The organism is Sphingobium terrigena, from assembly GCF_003591655.1.
Lineage (GTDB): Bacteria > Pseudomonadota > Alphaproteobacteria > Sphingomonadales > Sphingomonadaceae > Sphingobium > Sphingobium terrigena.
Genome location: NZ_QVRA01000026.1, coordinates 1 through 22,468 on the forward strand (window position 1 = coordinate 1; position 22,468 = coordinate 22,468).

22 protein-coding genes are annotated in these 22,468 nt (G+C 64.8%); 14 read left to right on the plus strand and 8 right to left on the minus strand.

Annotated features, from left to right (window positions below):
• Window positions 1-298: 298 nt before the first annotated feature.
• The 3 genes from D0Z70_RS19830 to D0Z70_RS19840 form a co-directional block, all read right to left on the minus strand.
• Window positions 299-1,630: a dicarboxylate/amino acid:cation symporter gene (locus D0Z70_RS19830; RefSeq protein WP_119749461.1), complete on the minus strand. Its 1,332-nt coding sequence runs from the start codon at window positions 1,628-1,630 to the stop codon at window positions 299-301.
• 178 nt (window positions 1,631-1,808) lie between these two features.
• Window positions 1,809-2,384, minus strand: a complete 576-nt coding sequence (gene pdxH, locus D0Z70_RS19835; RefSeq protein ID WP_119749463.1) for a pyridoxamine 5'-phosphate oxidase — start codon at window positions 2,382-2,384, stop codon at window positions 1,809-1,811.
• Window positions 2,385-2,470: 86 nt separating this feature from the next.
• Entirely contained in the window at window positions 2,471-3,814 is a 1,344-nt protein-coding gene (locus D0Z70_RS19840) for a hypothetical protein (RefSeq protein WP_119749465.1), read from the minus strand.
• Window positions 3,815-3,994: 180 nt separating this feature from the next.
• On the opposite strand from D0Z70_RS19840, the gene D0Z70_RS19845 reads away from it, so the two are divergent.
• The 7 genes from D0Z70_RS19845 to D0Z70_RS19875 all read left to right on the plus strand — a co-directional run bounded on the left by D0Z70_RS19845 (window position 3,995) and on the right by D0Z70_RS19875 (window position 11,168).
• A complete protein-coding gene (locus D0Z70_RS19845; RefSeq protein ID WP_119749549.1) occupies window positions 3,995-4,906 on the plus strand; it encodes a DnaJ C-terminal domain-containing protein in 912 nt (303 codons plus the stop codon).
• 14 nt (window positions 4,907-4,920) lie between these two features.
• Entirely contained in the window at window positions 4,921-5,877 is a 957-nt protein-coding gene (locus D0Z70_RS19850) for a YihY/virulence factor BrkB family protein (protein ID WP_119749467.1), read from the plus strand.
• Entirely contained in the window at window positions 5,874-6,680 is an 807-nt protein-coding gene (fabI, locus tag D0Z70_RS19855; RefSeq protein WP_119749469.1) for an enoyl-ACP reductase FabI, read from the plus strand. The genes D0Z70_RS19850 and fabI overlap by 4 nt, the downstream gene beginning before the upstream one ends.
• A gap of 117 nt (window positions 6,681-6,797) precedes the next feature.
• Entirely contained in the window at window positions 6,798-7,172 is a 375-nt protein-coding gene (locus D0Z70_RS19860; RefSeq protein WP_119749472.1) for an endonuclease domain-containing protein, read from the plus strand.
• On the plus strand, window positions 7,169-8,266 hold the full coding sequence (gene aroC / locus D0Z70_RS19865) for a chorismate synthase (protein WP_119749474.1): 1,098 nt from the start codon (window positions 7,169-7,171) through the stop codon (window positions 8,264-8,266). The genes D0Z70_RS19860 and aroC overlap by 4 nt, the downstream gene beginning before the upstream one ends.
• Window positions 8,267-8,516: 250 nt before the next feature.
• Complete coding sequence (locus D0Z70_RS19870; RefSeq protein ID WP_119749476.1) at window positions 8,517-10,298, plus strand: SLC13 family permease; 1,782 nt, start codon at window positions 8,517-8,519, stop codon at window positions 10,296-10,298.
• An 81-nt stretch (window positions 10,299-10,379) separates the two neighbouring features.
• Entirely contained in the window at window positions 10,380-11,168 is a 789-nt protein-coding gene (locus D0Z70_RS19875) for a PhzF family phenazine biosynthesis protein (RefSeq protein WP_119749478.1), read from the plus strand.
• Here D0Z70_RS19875 and D0Z70_RS19880 read toward each other — a convergent pair.
• Window positions 11,165-12,289, minus strand: a complete 1,125-nt coding sequence (locus D0Z70_RS19880; protein WP_119749480.1) for a serine hydrolase domain-containing protein — start codon at window positions 12,287-12,289, stop codon at window positions 11,165-11,167. The genes D0Z70_RS19875 and D0Z70_RS19880 overlap by 4 nt on opposite strands.
• 38 nt (window positions 12,290-12,327) lie before the next feature.
• On the opposite strand from D0Z70_RS19880, the gene D0Z70_RS19885 reads away from it, so the two are divergent.
• The 3 genes from D0Z70_RS19885 (at window position 12,328) to D0Z70_RS19895 (ending at window position 15,274) form a co-directional block, all read left to right on the plus strand.
• Entirely contained in the window at window positions 12,328-12,648 is a 321-nt protein-coding gene (locus D0Z70_RS19885; RefSeq protein ID WP_119749482.1) for a hypothetical protein, read from the plus strand.
• Window positions 12,649-12,930: 282 nt separating this feature from the next.
• Window positions 12,931-14,703 (plus strand): DNA helicase RecQ, encoded by a 1,773-nt coding sequence (recQ, locus tag D0Z70_RS19890; RefSeq protein ID WP_119749484.1) that lies wholly within the window; start codon window positions 12,931-12,933, stop codon window positions 14,701-14,703.
• A 142-nt stretch (window positions 14,704-14,845) separates the two neighbouring features.
• Window positions 14,846-15,274 (plus strand): protein tyrosine phosphatase family protein, encoded by a 429-nt coding sequence (locus D0Z70_RS19895; protein ID WP_119749486.1) that lies wholly within the window; start codon window positions 14,846-14,848, stop codon window positions 15,272-15,274.
• Here the strand turns inward: D0Z70_RS19895 and D0Z70_RS19900 are convergent, their stop codons facing one another.
• The 4 genes from D0Z70_RS19900 to D0Z70_RS19915 are packed head-to-tail and all read right to left on the minus strand — an operon-like array spanning window position 15,275 to window position 18,004.
• Window positions 15,275-15,976, minus strand: a complete 702-nt coding sequence (locus D0Z70_RS19900) for a hypothetical protein (RefSeq protein ID WP_239019042.1) — start codon at window positions 15,974-15,976, stop codon at window positions 15,275-15,277.
• 35 nt (window positions 15,977-16,011) lie between these two features.
• Window positions 16,012-16,683, minus strand: a complete 672-nt coding sequence (locus D0Z70_RS19905; RefSeq protein WP_119749488.1) for a hypothetical protein — start codon at window positions 16,681-16,683, stop codon at window positions 16,012-16,014.
• Between the two features lie 56 nt (window positions 16,684-16,739).
• Window positions 16,740-17,735: a CDF family Co(II)/Ni(II) efflux transporter DmeF gene (dmeF, locus tag D0Z70_RS19910; protein WP_119749490.1), complete on the minus strand. Its 996-nt coding sequence runs from the start codon at window positions 17,733-17,735 to the stop codon at window positions 16,740-16,742.
• Complete coding sequence (locus tag D0Z70_RS19915) at window positions 17,732-18,004, minus strand: metal/formaldehyde-sensitive transcriptional repressor (RefSeq protein WP_119749492.1); 273 nt, start codon at window positions 18,002-18,004, stop codon at window positions 17,732-17,734. The genes dmeF and D0Z70_RS19915 overlap by 4 nt, the downstream gene beginning before the upstream one ends.
• Window positions 18,005-18,122: 118 nt before the next feature.
• Here D0Z70_RS19915 and crtY point away from each other — a divergent pair, with 118 nt between their 5' ends.
• The 4 genes from crtY to D0Z70_RS19935 all read left to right on the plus strand — a co-directional run bounded on the left by crtY (window position 18,123) and on the right by D0Z70_RS19935 (window position 22,384).
• Window positions 18,123-19,271 carry a lycopene beta-cyclase CrtY gene (crtY, locus tag D0Z70_RS19920; protein ID WP_119749494.1) on the plus strand — a complete coding sequence of 383 codons (1,149 nt, stop codon included), beginning with the start codon at window positions 18,123-18,125 and terminating at the stop codon, window positions 19,269-19,271.
• Entirely contained in the window at window positions 19,271-20,752 is a 1,482-nt protein-coding gene (locus D0Z70_RS19925) for a phytoene desaturase (protein ID WP_119749496.1), read from the plus strand. Before crtY ends, D0Z70_RS19925 begins: the two co-directional genes overlap by 1 nt.
• Before the next feature lie 5 nt (window positions 20,753-20,757).
• Window positions 20,758-21,339 carry an LOG family protein gene (locus D0Z70_RS19930; RefSeq protein ID WP_119749498.1) on the plus strand — a complete coding sequence of 194 codons (582 nt, stop codon included), beginning with the start codon at window positions 20,758-20,760 and terminating at the stop codon, window positions 21,337-21,339.
• A gap of 88 nt (window positions 21,340-21,427) precedes the next feature.
• Window positions 21,428-22,384 carry a phytoene/squalene synthase family protein gene (locus D0Z70_RS19935; RefSeq protein WP_119749500.1) on the plus strand — a complete coding sequence of 319 codons (957 nt, stop codon included), beginning with the start codon at window positions 21,428-21,430 and terminating at the stop codon, window positions 22,382-22,384.
• The last annotated feature ends 84 nt before the right edge of the window (window positions 22,385-22,468 follow it).

Consider the following 22,468-nt stretch of genomic DNA (forward strand, 5'->3'; position numbering starts at 1 on the left):
GCGCCCCAAATCCGGCGACAACCAGGCTCCACCCAAATCCCCCTGACCACTTGAACGATGCATCGACCATCCCTCCCACAATCAAAACAGAATCACATCTGATCGGTTTTGCAAAGGTCTCCTTTGAGGGAGAGGGTGTGGAGACTTGGCAGCTTGCTGCCTAGTCGTAGCAGGGAGAGGGTGTGCCAAGCCAACGCAAGCCAGTAGCCTCTGCGTCGACCCCCCTCTTCCAAGTCCGCCTAAGCGACTGCGTCGCCAAGGCTTCCTATCCTTCTCCCCGGCGGGGAGAAGGGGATTGCTACCCCTTCCGATCGTCGTCCACCATGTCGGGGGCCAGCTCCAGCCCGGCGCGGCCATGCGCGGCGGTGTGGGCCGGAGCCTTGGGATGGGGGACGTCGATTGGCTCCTCGACCTCCAGCATCCCTTCCCATTTGGTGATGACCGACGTGGCGATGGCGTTGCCCAGCACATTGGTGGCGGTGCGGCCCATGTCCATGAAATGATCGACCGCCAGGATGAAGGCGACGCCCTCGACCGGCAGGTCGAACTGGCCGAGGGTTGCCGCGACCACGACCAGGCTGGCGCGCGGCACGGCGGCGATGCCCTTGCTGGTCACCATCAGCACCAGCAGGATCGTGATCTGGGTCGCGATCGGCAGGTCGATGCCATAGGCCTGCGCGATGAAGATAGTCGCGAAGGTCGAATACATCATCGACCCGTCCAGGTTGAAGCTGTAGCCCAGCGGCAGCACGAAGCTGTAGATCCGCCGCGGCACGCCGAAGCGGTCCAGCTGCTCCAGCATCTTGGGATAGGCGGCTTCGGACGATGCGGTCGAGAAGGCGATCAGGATCGGTTCGCGGACATAGCGGATCAGCGTGAACATCCGCTTGCCCAGGAATATCGATCCCGCCGCAAACAGCAGCAGCCATAGCGCGCCCAGCGCGATATAGAATTCACCGATCAGCTCGCCGAAGGTGACCAGCACGCCCAGCCCCTCGGTCGTCACCACCGATGCCAGCGCGCCGAACACTGCGAAGGGGGCGACGCGCATGACATAGCCGGTCACCTGCAACATCAGCTCGACCATCGATTCGATGACGGTGACGACCGGCTTGCCCTTTTCGCCGATCGCGGTCAGCGCGACGCCGACGAACAGCGAGAATACGACGATCTGGAGGATCGAATTGTCCGCCATCGCCCCGACCATGGAGGTCGGAAACACATGCAGGATGAAGTCGCGGAAATTGAGCGCTTCGGTATTCACGCCCGATTCCGCGCCCGACCGGACCAGGTTCAGCCCTTCGCCCGGCGCAAAGAAATTGACGAAGATCAGGCCCAGGGTCAGCGAGATCAGGCTGGCGATCACGAACCAGGCGAGCGCTCTTCCGCCGATCCGCCCCAGCGCCGCGCTGTCCCCCATATGGGCGATGCCCGCGACCAAAGTGGAGAAAACCAGCGGCGCGATGATCATCTTGATCAGGTGGAGAAATATGTCGGCCAGCAGGTGGAAATAGCCAGCCACATCCTTGGCCAGCGTCTTGTCGCTGCCAACCCACAGATTGGCTGCGAAGCCTACAATCACCCCCAGAACCATGCCGGTGAGAATGAAGGCCGTCAGTCTGTTACGCATCCGTGTCCCTCTAGGCCGCAGGAGCCAAGGCTCCGCGCTTCTTTTACGTCTGTCAGGCCGACACCTAACAGGCCCATGGGCCACCGGCAATCGGCGCGCGTCAGGGGGCATCAGCATAGACGAACAAGCGCACGCTTTCCGCGCCTCGCTTCGTCCGAAATGGTGGCGTCAGAAGTGTTTAGGGGTAGAGGAAGCCTTCGCTCCAGCCATCGCCCGTGCGGGTGAACAGCCGCCGCTCATGCAGGCGATGCTCGCGATCCTGCCAGAATTCGATCCGTTGCGGCGTGACGCAAAAGCCCGACCAGTGCGGCGGGCGCGGTACGGGACCGCCATCGAAGCGCGCTCGTACGGCCTCATAGCGGTCCATGAAGGTCTGGCGGTCGGGAAGGGGGCGGGACTGGTCGGATGCCCAGGCACCCAGCTGGCTGTCGCGGCTGCGGGTCGCGAAATAGGTGTCGGCGGTCGCATCATCGACGGGGCCGACCGGGCCTTCGATCCTTATCTGCCGCCGCGCCGATTTCCAGTGGAACAGCAAGGCCGCATGGGGATTGGCCAGCAGTTCGCCCGCCTTGCGCCCCTCAAAATTGGTGTAAAAGACAAAACCGTCCGGGCCATGCCCTTTTAGCAGCACCATCCGCACCGACGGATGGCCGTCCGCGTCGGCGGTGGCGAGCGCCATGGCGTTGCTGTCGTTGATTTCACTCTCGCGAGCCTGGGCGTACCAGTCGTCGAACAGGGCAAAGGGATCGGTCATGCCCGGTCTTTAGGGGCGGGACGCGGCCCTGTCGATACGGGCTGACCGAAGGGGAGGGGGTGCCAGCGCGACACCCCCTCGCATCATCAGAAGCGGAAGCCCAGACCAGCCGACCAGCTGGTATAGTCGCCCGCCTTGATCAGGTTGAAGTTCAGGCGGATGAGGTCGCGGGCGTTGCGCGCCGATTCTTCGCGGCCCCTGATGCCCAGCGACAGGGTCATTTCGTGGAAGGTGTTATAATAGAGCTTGTCGCCGGTATAGTTGGTCAGCGCATAGCTGGCCCGCACCGACGTATTGCGCCCGAACCCGCGGAATTTGAGCGGCAGGTCATAGGCCAGCCCGTTGCGGAATGCCCAGTTTTTCAGGCCCGGATTGACATTATAGCCGGTAAAGCCGGTGCTCATCGTCGATGTGTAGCCGATCATATTGCCGATGATCAGCCGACCCCGGCCCAGTCCGTCCAGCACATAGCGGCTGGCCACCGTGGCGGAAATCATATGGCCGAGCGAACCGAGCTGGTCCGACCCCGTAATGCCATAGCCGATCCGCGGTTCGAGCGACCAGCGCTGCGCGATCACCGGAAATTCGACGCCGACGCCGAACTGGGCGGTGGCGGCGCGCGCACCATTCACTTCGGAATAGCTGACGGGCAGATCGAATTTCAGCAGGGCGCGGCCGCCTTCGCTCAGACGGAAGCTGCGCGCGATCCGGCCGTCCACGCGCATGAAGTCATAGCGACCGCCGTCCGACGAACCGCCGCTATAATTGGCGCCGACGATCCACGGGTCGCCCGCCGTGTTGGTGCCGCCATTGGCCGCCTGTTCGATCGCGGAATCGCCCGACGAGAGGTCGAGGCTGGAGCGGATCATGCTGCTCTGCACCGAACTGGGATTGCCTGCGAGCGGATCGACCGGCGAATAGCGCGCCAGCGATTTGAGCAGCAGGCGCACCAGCCGTTCGGCTTCGGCGCTGTCGACCTCGTCCAGATAGTCGTTGAACAGGTCGTAGGAGGACTGGCGCGTCACCCCGTTAAAGCGGTTCTGGTAGGTTTCGCCTTCCGCATCGAGCGCAGGGATGGAGATGCGGAATATCGAGCTGTTGGCGTCATAAAAGCCATAGATTGGCAGGCCGCGAAAATCGATGACGCCGCTGACCGGCAGCAGATCATTATATTGCGCGCCATAACGCTGGCGCAAACGCTGCGGATTCATGAAATCCTGGCCGTCATTGGCGATGTCCAGGCCATAATTGTCGGTCAATGTGCCGCCGCCTGCCAGACCCAGGGTCACGCCGATGCGGAACAGGCTTTCCAGCTGGTCGAGTTGCTCTGGCGTTGGCGGCGGCGGACCGACCTGCGCCTGCGCGCTGGTCGCGATCGGGCCGAGCATCGACAGGGCAGCCACGGCACCCCATGCAAATTTCTGAAACATGATATAACCCCCAAAATACTCGCATTCCCCACGCGAGACAGGCGGCGGCTAGCAATTGGCGTGACGGGGCGCATACCCCATCAGGGTTATGGCGGGCTTGGCGCGCATCCATTGCTTGAATGTCGCGCCATCCTCCGCCACATAGTCGCCAAGTGATGCTTTTTCGCAACAGGTAAGATGATGGCCGATCCCTATTCCACATTGGGCGTCGCGCGCGGCGCGACCGACGCGGAGATCAAATCCGCCTATCGCAAGCTGGCCAAGGAATTGCATCCCGACAAGAATCGGGACAATCCCAAGGCTGCCGAGAAATTTTCCGCTGCGACCAACGCCTATGACCTGCTGTCCGACAAGGACAAGCGCGCCCGTTTCGATCGGGGCGAAATTGACGGCGATGGCAATCCGACCGCGCCCTTCGGTTTTGGCGGGGGTGGCGGTGGCGGCTTTCGCGGCCAGCCGGGCGGCTTTGAAACGGGCGGCGCTGATTTCGGCGATATTTTCGAAGGCCTGTTTGGCGGCGCGGGGCGTCGCGCGGGCGGTGGCGGCGGCTTTGGCCGTCAGGCACCGCCGCCCAAGGGCGCGAACGTCGCTTATCGGCTGGCGGTGCAATTTGCCGACGCCGCTACATTGGCGCCCCAGCGGATCACCCTGCAGGACGGCAAGACCATCGACCTGAAACTGCCTGCAGGCGTCGAAAGCGGCACGCAGATGCGGCTGTCGGGCAAGGGGCAGCAGGGACCGGGCGGCGCGGGCGACGCGATCGTCACGATTGACGTAAGGCCGCACCCCTTCTTCACCCGCGACGGCGACAATGTGCGGCTCGACCTGCCGATCACGCTGGACGAAGCGGTCAGGGGCGGCAAGGTCAAGGTGCCGACCGTCGATGGTCCGGTCATGCTGGGCGTGCCAGCAGGCGCGGCGTCGGGCAAGACGCTGCGGCTGCGCGGCAAGGGCTTTACCGGCAAGGATGGCGCGCGGGGCGACCAGCTCGTCACCCTGATGATCGACGTGCCGGCCGACGATCCGGCCATCAAGGCGCTGGTGGAAAATTGGCAGGATAGGCGGGCCGTGCGCGCCCATCTGGGCGTCTAGGGCGTTACGGGCGGATGCCCATGCCTTCGCCCCTGTCGCCTGAATCCCGTCGCCAGCGGATGGCGGGTCATATCCACCGCCACCTTACCCGCGCCCGCCCCGGATCGCACCCGTTCGAGATTTTCAAGCGGGTGGCGGTCGGCACCTATAGCGACGGGTTCATCCATGCCGGGAACCTCGCCTATCTCTCGCTGATGACGCTGTTCCCCTTCTTCATCGTCGCAGCGGCGGTGGCCAGCATTTTTGGCCGGACGCAGGACGGGGTGCAGGCGGTCAACGCCTTCCTGACCACCGTGCCGAGCGGGGTGGCCGATGTCGTGCGCCAGCCGATCAACGATGTGCTCGCGGCGCGCTCCGGCCCCTTGCTGTGGCTGGGCGCGCTGGTCGGCCTGTGGACCGTGGGCAGCCTGATTGAAACGATCCGCGACATTCTCCGCCGCGCCTATGGCACCAAAAGCACCAAGCCCTTCTGGCGCTACCGGCTGGGCGCTGTCGGCATCACCCTCGTCAGCGTCGTCGCGGTGATGTTTGCCTTTTCGCTGCAGGTTGTCATCACCGGCATCGACCAGTTTTTGCAACAGATATTGCCCTGGGCCGATGATGCGATCGCGCTGGTGGCGTCGGCCAAGCTCGTGCCGATGGGCATTGTCTGCGTCGCGCTCTGGTCCTTGTTCGTGTCGCTGACGCCGACCCTGTACAAGGATCGCCGTTTCCCCAAATGGCCCGGCGCTGTCGCCACATCGCTCTGGTGGTATGGCACCACCTTGCTGCTGCCGCCCACCCTGTCGCTGCTGGGCGGCTATGACCGCACCTATGGCAGTCTGGCGGGCGTCATGATCACCCTCATTTTTTTCTTTCTCGTTGGGCTTGGCGTGGTAATTGGCGCGGAACTGAATGCGGCGCTGGCGGAATTTCCCGAAGAGGAAGAGGCCGCAGAGCCGCACACCCAAGGGAATGGAACGACGATATGAACGGCTTGATGGCAGGAAAGCGTGGCCTCATCATGGGCCTGGCCAATGACAAGTCGCTGGCCTGGGGCATTGCGAAAGCGCTGCATGAACAGGGCGCGGAACTGGCTTTCTCCTATCAGGGCGACGCGCTGGCCAAGCGCGTGCGGCCATTGGCGCAGCAGGTCGGGTCAGACTTTCTGATCGACTGCGACGTCACCGACATGGACAAGCTGGACGGAGCCTTTGCGGAGATTGAGGCGCGCTGGGGCGGGCTGGATTTCGTGGTTCATGCGATCGGCTTTTCCGACAAGAATGAGCTGCGCGGCCTCTATGTCGACACCAGCCTCGACAATTTCCTGCTGACCATGAACGTGTCTGCATACAGTTTCGTGGCAGTCACCCGCCGCGCCCGCGCACTGATGCCCAATGGCGGCAGCATCCTGACCTTGAGCTATTATGGCGCGGAAAAGGTCATCCCCCATTATAATGTCATGGGCGTGGCCAAGGCGGCGCTGGAAACCAGCGTCAAATATCTGGCGATGGATCTGGGACCGGAAAATATCCGCGTCAATGCCATCTCTGCCGGGCCGATCAAGACGCTCGCCGCCAGCGGCATCGGCGATTTCCGTTACATTCTCAAATGGAACGAGTTGAATTCGCCGCTGCGCCGCAATGTGACGATCGAGGATGTCGGCGGCGCTGGTCTCTATCTGCTGTCCGATCTGGCCAGCGGCGTGACCGGCGAAATCCACCATGTCGATGCCGGCTATAACGTCATCGGCATGAAGGCCGAGGACGCCCCGGATATCGCGCTGGACAAGTGACAATTGACCCTCTCCCTTCAGGGGAGAGGGAGGGGCCCGCCGCGAAGCGGTGGGAGGGTGAGGGGAATGAAGCGACCTGACCCTGCCACGCCAGACTCCCTGAATCGGGTTCGCGCCATGCGACGCGACCCGACCGAACCGGAACGGCGGCTCTGGGCCAGGCTGCGCAGCCGCCAGCTTGCAGGCCTAAAATTCCGGCGACAGGTCTGGCTGGTCGATTATATCGCGGATTTCTATTGCGCCGATCTTCGTCTGGTCATCGAAGTTGACGGCGACGACCATGCCGTTAGGGAAGCAGCCGACCGGCATCGGTCGGAAAGACTGGCACGAGAAGGCTTCCGCATCGTCCGTTTCGCCAATGCGGATGTGTTGAGCAATATCGAAGGGGTGTTGGAGACAATATTGATGACGGCGCGCCAAAACCCCTCACCCTCCCACCCGGCTGCGCCGGGCGGGCCCCTCCCTCTCCCCCAAGGGGAGAGGGGATTATGAGTTTCAACACCTTTGGTCGTATATTCCGCTTCACCACCTGGGGCGAGAGCCACGGTCCTGCCATCGGCGCGGTGGTCGACGGCTGTCCTCCCGGCTTGCCGCTCAGCGAAGCCGACATTCAGCCCTGGCTCGACCTGCGCAAGCCCGGCACGTCCAAATTCACCACCCAGCGGCGCGAGGCGGATGAGGTCCGCATCCTGTCGGGCGTGTTTGAAGGGCGGACCACCGGCACCCCGATCAGCCTGATGATCGAAAATACCGACCAGCGATCGAAAGATTATTCGGACGTCGCCAAGGCCTATCGCCCCGGCCATGCCGACTATGCCTATGACGCCAAATATGGGTTTCGCGACTATCGCGGCGGCGGCCGGTCGTCCGCGCGCGAGACCGCGAGCCGGGTCGCGGCGGGCGCGGTCGCCCGTGCGGTCATCCCCGAAGTCGATATTTTCGCCTATGTCAGCGCCATTGGCGGCGATGCCATCGACTATGACAATTTCGATCCGGCGCTGATCGGACAAAATCCCTTCTTCTGCCCGGATGGGCAGGCGGCGGTGCGCTGGGAAAAGCTGGTCGACGAAGCCCGGCTCGACGGCTCGTCGCTGGGCGCGGTGGTCGAATGTGTCGCGTCGGGCGTTCCGGCAGGCTGGGGCGCGCCGCTCTACGCCAAGCTCGACAGCGAACTGGCCAGCGCGATGATGAGCATCAACGCGGTCAAGGGCGTAGAGATTGGCGACGGGTTCGCCGCCGCCAGCCTGCGCGGCGAGCAGAATGCCGATCCGATGCGGCCTGCATTGGACGGGGGTAACGATGGCCCCATCTTCCTCGCCAACCATGCCGGCGGCATCGCCGGCGGCATTTCCACCGGTCAGCCGGTCAAGGTCCGTGTTGCGTTCAAGCCGACCAGCTCGATCCTGATCCCGGTCGAAACCGTCACGCGCGAAGGCGCAGCGTCCGACATCATCACCAAGGGCCGCCATGACCCCTGCGTCGGCATACGTGGCGTGCCGGTGGTCGAAGCGATGATGGCGCTGGTGCTTGCCGACCAGAAACTGCTCCACCGCGCCCAATGCGGCGAACGCCCCGAAACCGACTGACGCGCCAAAGCGAAGCGATCCTGCGCTAAAAAGGCGAGACGACTCGGCAAATTTAGGATAGGCTCCGTTCTAGGCCCGCCACAGGGCCAGCGGCAGAGCGTAAGCCTGGGGAACGTCACCACGCACGGCGCGGACATGACGACAAAACGTCCCCATACCGCCGCGATACGGGCCAGCCATGCAACCATGGCTGGCCCATTTCGTTTGGCCTTGTTGAGACGCGACCGACGCGATCAGGGGGAATCGGGCCATGCATTTCATCACCGCGCTGCTGGGCGTATACCGCGCGGAAATCGGCCTGTGCATCCTGGCATTGATGTTCATCGCCTTCGTGCGCGAACGCTATTCGCCCACGGTCATCGCAGTGGTCGGAGCCTGCGCCTTTGCCCTGCTTGGCCTGCTCGACGAAAAATCGCTCTTCTCCGTCTTTTCCAACAGTGCGCCGCTGACCGTCGGGGCGATGTTCGTGCTGTCCGGCGCGCTGATCCGCACCGGGGTAATCAATCGCGTTGCCGACATCATCATGGCGCGCGCAAAAAAGCATCCCCGACTGGCATTGGCTGAAGTCGCGCTCGGCGCGGCGGTGCTGTCGGCATTCCTCAACAATACGCCCGTTGTCGTGCTGCTGATCCCGATCATGTTCAAACTGGCGCAGGCGACCGGCTATCCGGTCAAGAAATTGCTGATTCCGATGAACACGATCGCGGTGCTGGGCGGCTGCCTCACCTTGATCGGCACATCGACCAACCTGATCGTCGCGGGCATCGCTGCCGATCAGGGGATGGAGCCGTTCGGCATTTTCGACATCACCCCCTATGGCCTGGCCGGTGCGGCCGCCGGGATCGTCGCCTTGCTCTGCCTGTCCTTCCTCCTGCCCAGCGATCCGCCCGCTATCAGTGGAGAAACGGGCGGCACGGTGCAGGATTATCTCACCGAACTGGTGGTGCCGCAGGATAGCGAACTGATCGGGCGGGAGATTGGCGCGCTTGGCCTGTTCAGCCCCTCGGTCGTCTTGCTCGGCCTCAAGCGCGGCGGCGAGATACGACGGCGCGAGATACTGACCGAAGAATTGCGCTCCGGCGACCGGTTGATCGTCCGCGCAGACGGCACCGCCATCATGACGCTGCGCGAATCGGGCGGGTTCGATCTGGGCGTGGCCGCCGATTCCAGCACATCGGCGCGCGAAGGTACGGTGATCGAAGCGATGGTCGCCCCCAGCCACCCTTCCATCGGGGAGCGGTTGCTGGACATTCCCTTCCTCCATGCCCTGCGCGTCCGCATCATCGGCATCCACCGGTCGCGCCATCTGCCCGGCCCTGCACTGGCCGAAGCGCGGGTGCGCGGCGCGGACCGACTGCTGATCGCGGGCAGCGACGACGCAATCCGATCGCTGCGGGACAATCCCCACTTGATCGGCGTCGACATCAGCCGCACCCGCGCCTTTCGCCGCAACAAGGCGTGGATCGCCATGGCGGCGATGGCGGCGGTCGTGTTGCTGTCGGCGCTGGATGTGATCGGCATCGGCATGGCGGCCTTCATCGCCGTTGGGGTCATCCTCGTCACCCGCTGCATCGACCCCGAAGAAGCCTGGGCGGCGATCGATGGCGATGTGTTGATCCTGATCTTTGCGATGCTGGCGGTCGGCCTTGGGCTGGAACGGGCGGGCAGCGTGGCGCTGATGGTCGGCTGGATCACCCCGCTGCTGACCGTCGCGCCGGTCTGGTCGCTGGTGTTCATCATCTATTTCTTCGCGCTATTGCTGTCCGAACTGCTCAGCAACAATGCGGTCGCGGCGCTGCTGACGCCGATCACCATCGCGCTGGCGCAGCAATTGGGGGTCGATCCGCGCCCGCTGGTCATCGCCCTGATGATCGGTGCGTCCGCCTGCTTCGCCACCCCGATCGGTTATCAGACCAATGCGCTGGTATATGCGGCGGGCGATTATCGCTTCGCCGATTTCGTGCGGATCGGCGTGCCGATCAACATCATCGTCGGGCTGGCGGTGTGCAGCGCGCTCGTCTTGCTAGGTTAGGCGGCCAATCGCGCACGGGCGGCCCTGTTCGCCCGCCCGCGCGCCCGGCATCACGGCGCTCTATCCATTGAGGAACCCGCCATGCCCAGCCTGCCCTTCACCCAGGTCGATGCCTTTGCCGACGAGCCATTTACCGGCAATCCCGCCGCCGTCATGCCGCTCGACCAGTGGCTCGACGATGCGACGCTTCAGGCGATTGCTGCGGAAAACAACCTGTCCGAAACCGCCTTCACGATTCCGACGCCGGATGACCCGGACGCAGACTATGCGCTGCGCTGGTTCACCCCGACGGTGGAGGTCAAATTGTGCGGCCACGCCACGCTGGCCAGCGGCCATGTGCTGATCGGCGATCGGGACGCGATCCGTTTCCGCACCCGCCATGCCGGCGTGCTGACGGTCGTGCGGGCCGGGGCGGGCTATGAACTGTCGCTGCCCGCATGGGAGACGCAGGCCAAGCCGTTGCCCGATCTGGCGGCGGGGATGGGCGGCGATGTGCTGGAAACGCGCTGGCGCGATGGCGGCTATGCCATCTTCGTCTATCGCGATGCCGCCGCGATCCGCGCCCTGACGCCCGATTTCGCCGCGCTCCGCCCGGCGGGCGACCTGCTGCTGATGGCCACCGCGCCGGGGGACGATAGCGACATCATCAGCCGGGTTTTCGTGCCCGGCGGCGGGGTGGATGAGGATCCCGTCACCGGGTCGGCGCATGGCCTGCTCACCCCTTATTGGGCGGCGCGACTGGGCAAGACGGCGATCAGCGCGGTGCAGGCATCGGCCCGCGGCGGGCGCTTGGGCTGCACGCTGGCGGGCGACCGGGTGATCCTGACCGGCGGGTGCCGGACGGTGATCGAAGGGCGCTTCCTGCTTTAGCCCGGAAACAGTCCGATCAGCCGGGCCAGCGCCGTCTTGACCGCGACCCGCTGTTCCTTGTGCGGCGACATGCCGATCCGCACGACGGTCAGCCGCTGCGACGGGGACACGAGGATATATTGGCCATTATGACCCACGCAGCCGAACAGGCTTGTGGGCGCCTGTCCCGGCATCAGCGCGCTCTCGCTGCTTTCCCGGTTGAGCCACAGATGCGCGCCATAGGCCGGGTTGCGCGCCGATGGCGTGGTCATGATGTCGATCCATTTTTCCGGCAATATCTGGTGGCCGGTCGGGCTGCGGCCATGGCGGCGGAGCAATTCGCCAAAGCGGCCATAATCGCGCGCGGTCATGTGCAGGATGCTGCCGCCGATCATCGTGCCCGCAGCGTCATATTCGGGCGTCAGGCTGGGCAATTGGCCCGGCGCCTTCAGCCTGCCGTCGATGAACATCTGCATCGCCCGCCGCCGCGCGTCGGGATCGTCGCTGTTGGTCAGCATCCGCGTCATCAGGTCGGTCAGGATCATCGTGCTGCCGGTCGAGTAGGAAAAGGTCGATCCGGGGGCATGGGCCAGCGGCTTGGCCTCGGCAAAGCCGCTCATATCCTGCGCGCCGTCGGCAAACAGCATCCGCACCGTATCGCCAGCAGGCAGCGGATCGCCATCCTCGACATGGTCCAGCCCCGACGTCATCGTCAGCAACTGGCGCAGCGTAATCCGCCCGCGCGGGTCGCCCGGCTGGCGCCACGCATCGACCGGCACCGGCGCGTCGAGCGCCAGTCGCCCGTCGGACACCATCAGCCCGACCAGCACCGCCGTCACGCTCTTGGCGATCGACCAGGACAGCAATTTCGTGTCCGGGCCGAAACCGGGCGCATAGCGTTCCGCAATGACCTGCCCGTCGCGCATCACCAGCAAGGCGCGCGTGTCGCCCATGTCGTTATCGTCGAACAGCGGGTCGATCGCGGCGCGCAGCGCGGCCTCGTTCACCACCGCGTCGCGCGACACGCGATAGAGCGGCTGCGGATCGGCCGCGCGCACGCTCCAAAGCCCGCCCGCGCCGACCAGCGCGGCCAGGGCCACGCCCAGGCCAAGCCGCTTTACGCTGTTCCATTCCCTCTTCATAAGCCGCGGCCTTAGCCATCCCCAACCGAGTCGGGAATATGCCGGGTCGCCGGACGATCATTTATCTTGCCTTTGCGCTCTGCCTGTCGCTCCTGATCGCGCTTGGCTGGCACTGGAACAGCCTGCGTGATCAGGCCCGATTGGGCGCTGCCTATGGCGCGCGGCTGACCTGTTCCTGCCGCTATGTCGAAGGGCGCGCGATGGGCAGTTGCGCCGATGACAAGGAACCGGGCATGGCGCTGGTTCGACTGACCGACCGGCCAGAGAATGAGGCGGTGGACGCCAGCGTCCCGCTCATGGCCACCCGCACCGCCCGCTTCCGCCCCGGCTGGGGCTGCCTGCTCGATCCGGTGGAATGAAGCGGACCAGAAGCGACCTTCTCCCCGGCGGGGGAGAAGGATACGCAGCCTTGGCGACGAAGGCGCCTAGGCGAAGTTGGATGAGGGGGATCGGCGCTGATCGTGCGCGCAGCGGTGCGGTCGCTACACCCTCACCCAGCTGCGACTAAGGCTGCAAGCAGCCAAGTCTGCGCAGCCCTCTCCCTCAAGGGAGAGGGATAAGGGACGTCCGCTACCCCCGCACCACCATCATAACGCAACACCCACTGGCCCCCCTGCGCCCAAGTCGCTAGAGGCCATGCGATGCGGCCCGACATTCCCACCCTCCTTCACGACATATTCGGCTTTCCCGCCTTTCGCGGGGTGCAGGAACAGGTGGTTGGTCGCGTCATGGCACGGCTTCCCACGCTGGCGATCATGCCGACCGGGGCGGGCAAGTCGCTTTGCTACCAGTTGCCCTCGGCGGCGCTGGATGGCTGCTGCGTCGTTGTCTCGCCGCTGATCGCGCTGATGCATGACCAGTTGCGCGCGGCGAACGCCGTGGGCCTGCGCGCCGCCAGCCTGACCAGCGTGGACGCCGATTGGCGCGAGACGCAGGACCGCCTCCGCAATGGCGATCTCGATCTGCTCTATGTCGCCCCCGAACGCGCGAGTCAGGAGGGGTTTCGCAGCCTGCTCCGATCGGCAAAGGTCGCCCTGTTCGCGATCGACGAAGCCCATTGCGTGTCCGAATGGGGCCATGATTTCCGCCCCGACTATCGCTTGCTGCGCCCGCTGCTCGACGAATTTCCCGACGTCCCGCGCCTGGCGCTCACCGCCACCGCCGACGCGCATACGCGCAAGGACATCCTTGTCCAGTTGGGCATACCCGACGATGGCCTCATCATCTCCGGCTTCGACCGGCCCAACATCCGCTATGCCGTCCATCCGCGCGACGGCCTGTCGAGCCAGCTCGCCGATCTGGTCGCGACCCATCCCGGTCCCGGCATCGTCTATGCCCAGACCCGCGCCGCGACCGAGAAAATGGCAGAAACGCTGGGACGCGGCGGCCGCCCCGTCCGCGCCTATCATGCCGGTCTCGACCCCGCCGTCCGCGCCCGCAACCAGGCCGCCTTCATCGCCAGCGAAGATATGGTGATGGTCGCCACCGTCGCCTTCGGCATGGGCATCGACAAGCCCGACGTGCGCTTTGTGGCGCACGCAGGACTGCCCAAGTCGATCGAGGGCTATTATCAGGAATCGGGCCGCGCGGGCCGCGATGGCGAACCGGCGGTCGCGCATCTCTTCTGGGGCGCGGAGGATTTCGCCCGCGCCCGCCAGCGGATCATGGAACTGGACCCTTCCCGCCAGCAGGGCGAGCGCACCCGCATCGCCGCGCTCGGCGCGCTGGTAGAGACCGCCACCTGCCGTCGGGCGATCCTGCTGCGCCATTTCGGCGAATCCCCGCCAGCCACCTGCGGCAATTGCGACAATTGCCTCTCGCCGCCCGCCAGCGTCGATGCCACCGAAACCGCGCGCAAATATCTCTCCGCCGTCTATCGCACCGGGCAAAGCTTTGGCTCCGGCCATATCGAGGCGGTGCTGACCGGCGGCGTCACCGACAAGTTGCGCGAGCGCGGCCATGACAAGATTTCGGTCTATGGCATCGTGTCGGGCGACGAAACCGCGCTGCTGCGCCCGGTGTCGCGCGCTCTGCTGGTGCGCGACGCGCTGGAAACGACCGAGCATGGCGGGCTGATGCTCGGCCCCAACGCCCGGCCGATCCTGCGCGGCGAGGAGGAGGTGCGCATCCTCGTGCCGCCCAAGCGCGAACGCCGCAAGCGCAACGCCCGCAACGGCGCGGAGGCCAACCCGGTCGGCGATCCGCTGTTCGACGCGCTGCGCACCTGCCGCCGCGAACTGGCGCAGGAGGCGGGCGTGCCACCCTATGTCATCTTCCACGATTCGACCCTGCGCGAAATGGCCGAACAACGCCCCACCAGCCTGCGCGATCTCGGCACGATCAGCGGCGTCGGCCAAAAGAAGCTCGATGCCTGGGGCGACGCCTTCCTGGCCGCGATCCGGCCCTATCTCTGAACGGTATCGCGCAGAGGCGCAGAGGACGCAGAGACCCAATCATAGCTTTTTATCTCCGCGCTCTCTGCGCCTCTGCGCGAACCAAATCTCTTGAAACCTTGGATATGAGCGCGCATGGCAGCGGCAAAAGGAGACGCACCCCATGTTCCGCAAGCTGACCGACCATATCCTCGTTTCCCCCCAGATCACGATCGATCAGGTGGCGGAGGCCAAGGCGCAGGGTGTGACGATGATCGTCAACAACCGCCCCGATGACGAGGAGCCGGGTCAGGTCAACGGCGCGGAAATCGAAGCCGCGGCCAAGGCGGCGGGCATCGCCTATGTCGCCGTACCCGTAGCCCATGGCGGCTTTGCGCCCTGGCAGCTTGATGGCATGGCCGCCGCGCTGGAACAGGCCGGGACGGGCAAGACGCTCGCTTATTGCCGGTCAGGCACCCGCAGCACATTGCTCTGGGCGCTCACCCGCGCGCGGGCAGGGGATAATGGCGACGTGCTGGCAGCGCAGGCCGCCGCCGCAGGCTATGACATCACCCCGGTGCGCCAGATCATGGACGCGCTCAAGAGCGACTGATCACTGCTCCTCGCACCGCCCGGTAAATTCGGTCGCCGCGCGCACATGGACGATGCGCGTGCGGCGATCATAATCGATGCGCGGCTTGTTCAGCCCGTTCATGCGATAGCTGCCCGTAATCCGGTCCGGCGTCACCAGCAGGTCGGCGATCGGCCACCAGCCGTCGCTCCCGCCCGAATGGATCGGCGACACCAGCTTGCCGGACGGATGAACCCGGCCGACGCCATCGGCAATCTCGATCTCCAGATCGGACGAGAAGGCTTCGCGGCCCATCGTCGTGCCAAATTCCGGCTCGAATTTGCGCGACTTGCGATTGTAGCGATAGCCGGACGTGCTTTGCGTCGCAGGCCCGCTGCCCGCGCCGATACAGACCAGCGAAATCCGGTCGTACGGCTGCGTTGGCCGCGTTGCCGCGCCGCCGCCAGCATTGCAATTGGCCGCCGGAACCGTGCCGATCGCGTTGTAGCGGCCCTCCGCCGTCGCCACCGAAATGCACTGCCGCTGCCGGTCGCTCCACCAGAAGGACCATTTCGTGTCCCGCACCACATTGGTGGTGACGAAGCGATAGCCCCGCGCCTCCAGCTGGGTTTCGCCCCCGGCGGCCCTGGCACCGACCAGGTCGGCGACATCGGGCGGGGTCTGGGCGATGGCGGGGTTCGCGGATGCCGCCAGCAGGACGGCTATCACAGGCAGGCAACGCATGGATCAATCCTCCTGACAGGGCGCTGACATGAACATTAGCGCGTGAACAGAAATCCGACGATAAGGAACAGGGTAAATGCTTCAAACAGGGTGATGGCAACCGCACCGATCGCGGAAATATAGCCGGTTTCCAGCTTCATGGCGAACCAGCGTGTCTCGATGATGACATAATAGACTATGCTTGCGACAACCAGCCCGATGCCGCCCATATAGGCGGCCGGAATTGTCGTGCGGGCCAGGCTGATGCCTATGCCAATGCCCAGCGCGAACACGCCGGTGGGATAGCATTGCGCGTAAAAGGGCGCGCGCAGCGCATTGCGGTCGATCGGCAGGCCGCGCCGGCGCACCATCCTTGTCGCGGTAAACAGGGAAAAGGACGCAAAAACCACAAGGCGCAGCACCAGCGCGCTGGCATCGTCATTGACCAGTCCGGCCAGCCCGTGCCGGTCCGCAACGATCGCGTCGACCTGCCCCAGCGCCAGCGAAACCGCATGGGCCATCAGCAGCGCAATCGCCAGGAACAGCGGCGGGCTGAGCGCTGCGCCATATTGCGCGTCATCGGGCAGCGCGAGCTGGTCATCGGCATAGTCCATCATCGCAAAGGGATGGATGATCGAACGCCACAGCGTCAGCGGGAAGAAGAGCAGCCAGCTCATGACTTCGTAGAGAAGCTCGTCGAGCGAGTTGATCCATTTCATGAAATCCATGGCGCATCATCGAACAAAGCCGGTGCGCAGGGCAATCCCCTTAGAACATGGAAATCTCAGCCCTCCACCGTCACATGCTCCATCCGCGGCAACGTCCGCACCCGCGCGCGTATCCGCGCGGCGTCCGCGCCCGGTGCCAGGCTGATGATCGACGCATGGGCATGGGGTCCGATGCGCCAGACATGCAGGTCGCGGATGGTCGCGCCCTCGGCCTCTACCAGCGTCCGCACTGTCGCCATCAGCGCCGGTTCGGCGGTATCGAGCAGGATCGCGGCGGTATCCTTCATCAGGCCCCAGGCCCAGCGCGCGATCACTACCGCACCCAGCAGGCCGACCGCCGGGTCCATCCACCACCAGCCGAGATATCGCCCCGCCAGCAACGCCGCGATCGCCAGCACTGACGTCAGCGCATCGGTCAGCACATGCACATAGGCAGCGCGCAGATTATTGTCGGCATGGCCATGCTTGGCACCATCGGCGTGATCATGCCCGTCATGATCATGGCTATGGTCATGCCCCAGCAGAAAGGCACTGATGATATTGATGACCAGCCCGACGACTGCCACCAAAGTCGCCTCGCCAAAGGCAACCTCGACCGGCTGAAAGAAGCGCATCCCCGATTCGATCGCAATGAACAGCGCCATGACGCCCAGCAACAGCGCGGACGCAAAGCCTGACAGGTCGCCGACCTTGCCGGTGCCAAAGGTAAAGCGCGGGTTGCGCGCGTGCCGCCTGGCATAGCCATAGGCCGCCGCCGCCACCGCCAGCGCGCCCGCGTGCGTGGCCATATGAAAGCCATCGGCCAGCAGCGCCATCGACCCGGTGGTCCAGCCCGCGACAATCTCCACCACCATGGTCGCGGCGGTCAGCCAGACGACCCACAGGGTGCGCTTCGCATTCTCGTCATGCCCGGCGGACAGATAGATATGGTCGAAATAATGGCTGTCCTCGCCATCGCCGCCTTGCAGCGATGCAGCATTTTCCAGCCCCTGGTCATGGTCCCGATCATGGGCATGATGGCCATGATGATGATGGTCGTTATGCATCGTCATTTCCCGTAGCGGCGGATCAGCGCCAGCATTTCCTCACTCGCGGCTGTGCGCTCGGCATCGGTCAGGCCGGGCCGGGCGACATGCTCGCGCATATGCTGTTCGATCAGCTCCTCCATCAGACTGCCCACCGCGCCGCGGACCGACGCCACCAGTTGCAGCGTTTCGGAGCAACCCGCGTCCCCCGCCAATTGGCGCTCGACGGCAGCCACCTGTCCCGCGATACGGCGCACCCGCGCCAGCAACTTGTCCCGATCCGCGATAATATGCATAGGATAGCCCCCTATCCTATAATAGCGATCATGACAAGATGCCCTGCTTCCCCAAAAACCATGCCGCCGCGGCATTTGAGTCATGGCCTTGTCCTATCGCCTCCCCTAACAGGATGGCATGACCAAGCGGGTGGAATGCGATCTGGCGATCCTTGGCGGCGGCCTGGCGGGCAGCCTGATCGCGCTTGCCTTCGCCGCGCGGCGACCCGACGTGCGGCTGACGCTGATCGAGCGTGACGCGGTCATTGGCGGCAATCATATCTGGTCCTTCTTCGATGGCGATGTTGTGCCGGGTGACCGCTGGCTGGTCGATCCGCTGGTCAGCCATCGCTGGCCGCAGGGCCATGAAGTCCGCTTTCCCGGCCATCAGCGGCGGCTCGACACCCCCTATAACAGTGTCGCCTCGCCCAAGCTCGACGCCCATGTCCGCGCCGTACTGGGCGACGCCGTGTTGACCGGGGCGGATGCCATGTCCGTTTCACCGTCGGGCATCACGCTGGCGGACGGGCGAGAGATTGCAGCGGGTGCGGTCATCGACGCGCGTGGCGCGGGCGATCTGTCGATGCTGCGCTGCGGCTGGCAGAAATTTGTCGGCCATACGCTGCGGCTGGATGCACCCCATGGGATCGACCGGCCGGTGATCATGGACGCAACCGTGGACCAGATCGATGGCTATCGCTTCGTCTATCTGCTGCCCTGGGACGCGCGCACCATTTTCATTGAGGACACCTATTACAGCAACAGCGCGGCGCTGGATGTCGCCACCATCGGCGCGCGCATCGCCGCCTATGCGCAGGCAAAGGGCTGGCACGGCACGGTCATCCACCGCGAACAGGGCGTCCTCCCGGTCGTTCATGGCGGGGATTTCGACGCCTATTGGCCCAGTGACGATCCGATCGCGCGGGCCGGGGTGCGGGCAGGGCTGTTTCAACCGATGACCGGCTATTCGCTGCCCGACGCGGTGCGCTTTGCCACCTGGCTGGTGGACCAGCCGCTTGATCGTCTGGCTGCCGTCACCCGCGCCCGCGCCGCTGCCCACTGGCGCAACGGCAGCTATTATCGCCTGCTCGGCAAGATGCTGTTCGGCGCGGCGCAGCCCGACCAGCGCTGGCGCATCTTTGCCCGCTTCTATCGCCTGTCCGCACCGCTCATCCAGCGCTTCTACGCCGGGCGCTCCACCCTCACCGACCGCATCCGCATCTTGTGCGGACGCCCCCCCGTGCCCATAAGGGATGCCATGCGAACATTGTTGAATCCGCCCGCCTGATGACCAGAAAAGCGATCGTCATCGGCGCAGGTTTTGGCGGGCTGGCGCTCGCCATCCGCCTGCAATCCGCCGGTATAGACACCACTTTGGTTGAGGCGCGTGACCGTCCCGGCGGGCGCGCCTATATGTGGGAAAAGGACGGCTTCACCTTCGACGCCGGGCCGACCGTCATTACCGATCCCGATTGCCTGTCGGAACTGTGGCGTCTGTCGGGGCATGACATGGCGCAGGATGTGACGCTGATGCCGGTCAGCCCTTTCTACCGCCTCAACTGGCGCGACGGCACCAATTTCGATTATAGCAATGACGAAGCGTCGCTGCGGACGGAGATCGCCAAGCTCGATCCCGCCGATGTCGCAGGCTATGAACGCTTCCTCGATTATGCCGCAGGCGTCTATGAGGAGGGGTATCGCAAGCTCGGCTCCGTCGCCTTTCTCGACTTCGCCTCGATGATCAAGGCCGCGCCCGCCCTTGCCAAATATCAGGCCTGGCGCTCGGTTTATTCGATCGTCTCCTCCTATGTGAAGAATGACAAGCTGCGCGAGGCGCTGTCCTTCCACACGCTTCTGGTCGGCGGCAATCCGATGAACACCAGCGCCATCTATGCGCTGATCCACAAGCTGGAAAAGGATGGCGGCGTCTGGTTCGCCAAAGGCGGCACCAACCGTCTGGTGCAGGGCATGGCGACCCATTTTGAACGGCTGGGCGGCACATTGCGGCTGGGCGACAAGGTGACCCGGATCGAAACCCATGGTGACAAGGTCACCGCCGTCCATACCGCTTCCGGGTGGCGCGGGGAGGCGGATGCCGTCGCCAGCAATGCCGACCTGATGCACAGCTATCGCGACTTGCTGGCCCACCATCCGCGCGGGCAAAAACAGGGGGAGAAGCTGGCGCACAAGCGCTGGTCGCCCAGCCTGTTCGTGCTGCATTTCGGTATCAAGGGCAGTTGGCCCGGCATCCCGCACCATATGATCCTGTTCGGGCCGCGCTATAAGGGGCTGCTGACCGACATTTACGATCATGGCGTGCTGCCGGAGGATTTCTCCCTCTATCTGCACCACCCGACCGTCACCGATCCGTCGATGGCGCCCGAAGGCCATTCGACCTTTTACGCCCTCGCCCCGGTGCCGCATATGGGCAAGCTGCCGATCGACTGGGACCAGTTCGCGCCCGCCTATGCCGAACGCATATTGGACGAGATCCAGCATCGCCTGATCCCCGACATCCGTTCGCGCATCGTCACCCAATTCCATTATGCGCCGTCCGATTTCGGACGGGATCTCAACGCCCATCTGGGCAGCGCCTTCAGCCTAGAGCCGCTGCTGACCCAGAGCGCCTGGTTCCGTGCGCATAATCGCGACGATGTGATCCCCAACCTCTATCTGGTGGGCGCAGGCACGCATCCGGGCGCGGGCATACCCGGCGTCGTCGGCAGCGCGAAGGCGACCGCGGCGCTGATGGTGGAAGATTTGAGCTGAGCATAATGAAGAAACTGGCAGTCTATTGCGGATCGGCTACCCCCGCCGATCCCATATTTATCGAAGCCGCCCGCCATGTCGGCCGCACCCTGGCCGCGCGCGGCATCGGCGTGGTCTATGGTGGCGGTCGCCTTGGCCTGATGGGCGCGGTAGCGGATGCTGCGCTGGAAGCGGGCGGGGAGGTGATCGGCGTAATCCCCGAAGCCTTGGTCGGCGCCGAAGTCGCCCATCGCGGCTGCACGCAGCTGCACGTCGTCCAGACCATGCACCAGCGCAAACAGCTGTTCACCGACCTGTCGGACGGCTTCGTCACCCTGCCTGGTGGCGTCGGCACGATGGACGAGTTGTGGGAAGCGATCAGCTGGTCGCAACTGGGCTATCATCAAAAGCCGGTCGGCCTGCTCAATGTCGGCGGCTTCTATGATCAGCTGGTCGGCTTCAACCGCCAGATGGTGCAGGCCGGCTTCATCCGCCCCCAACATGCGGGCATCCTGCTCCACGCCGACGGCATCGACGCCCTGCTAGACGCTATGACCGCCTATCAACCGCACGAAACCATCTTCGCGATGAAGGCGGATCGGCTGTAGGATGGCGTGCTCCCGCCTGCGCGGGAGCACACTGTGCTGTCCACCGGCGTGGGTTGCAGGCCAGCCATCAGACGGGCATGTCCATTGGATGACCGAAGCGCAACTTCTCGACCGCCCCGCCCTCGTCGCCCATGCGCAGGCCAGCATCGCGCGCGGTTCCAAATCCTTCGCCATGGCCTCCACCCTGTTCGACCGGGTGACCCGCGAACGCGCCTGGCTGCTCTATGCCTGGTGCCGCAAATGCGACGATATTGCCGATGGGCAGGACCATGGCGGCACGCTCACCGGCGTGACCGACGGGCAGGCGCGACTCTCGACCATCCGCGTGCTGACCGACATGGCGCTGCGGGGCGAGGCGACGGGCGATCCGGCTTTCGACGGCTTTGGCGTGGTGATGCGCGAATGTGCCATTCCCGCCCGCTATGCCCATGACCTGATCGAGGGCTTCGCGCTCGACGCGCGCGACTGGCGGCCGCGCAGCCAGGACGATATGCTGCGTTATTGCTACCATGTTGCGGGCGCAGTCGGCTGCATGATGGCGGTGCTGATGGGGGTCGATCCGGCCGATGAAGCAACGCTGGACCGCGCCTGCGATCTGGGACTGGCGTTCCAGCTGGCCAATATCGCCCGCGACATCAGCGAGGATGAGGCCGCCGACCGCTGCTACCTGCCCGAAGAATGGCTGGTCGAGATGGACATCCCGCCGGGCGAACATATGAAGCCATGGGCGCGCCCGCGCCTTGCCCAGCTGGGTCAGCGGATGGCCGACATGGCCGCCGCCTATGAGCAAAGCGCCCGCCACGGCACCGGTGCCTTGTCACCGCGTGCAGCCTGGGCCGTGCTGGCCGCAGCGGGCATCTATGGCGACATTGCGCGTGAAGTCGCCAGAAGGGGCGAACAGGCTTGGGACCATCGCGTCGTCACGCCCAAGTCCGACAAGCTGCTGTGGGTCGCCCGGTCTGGCTGGCAGGTGATCGGCCGCGCCCGCCGCTGGCCCGCTACCACGCCGCGCCCCGCTGGCCTGTGGACCCGCCCCACCGCCTGACAGTTCTTGTAAGAACAAAAAAAGGGCCGATGCTTTCGCATCGGCCCAAGGCATGTTCGCAGGAGGAACATAGTGGGGCGGGCG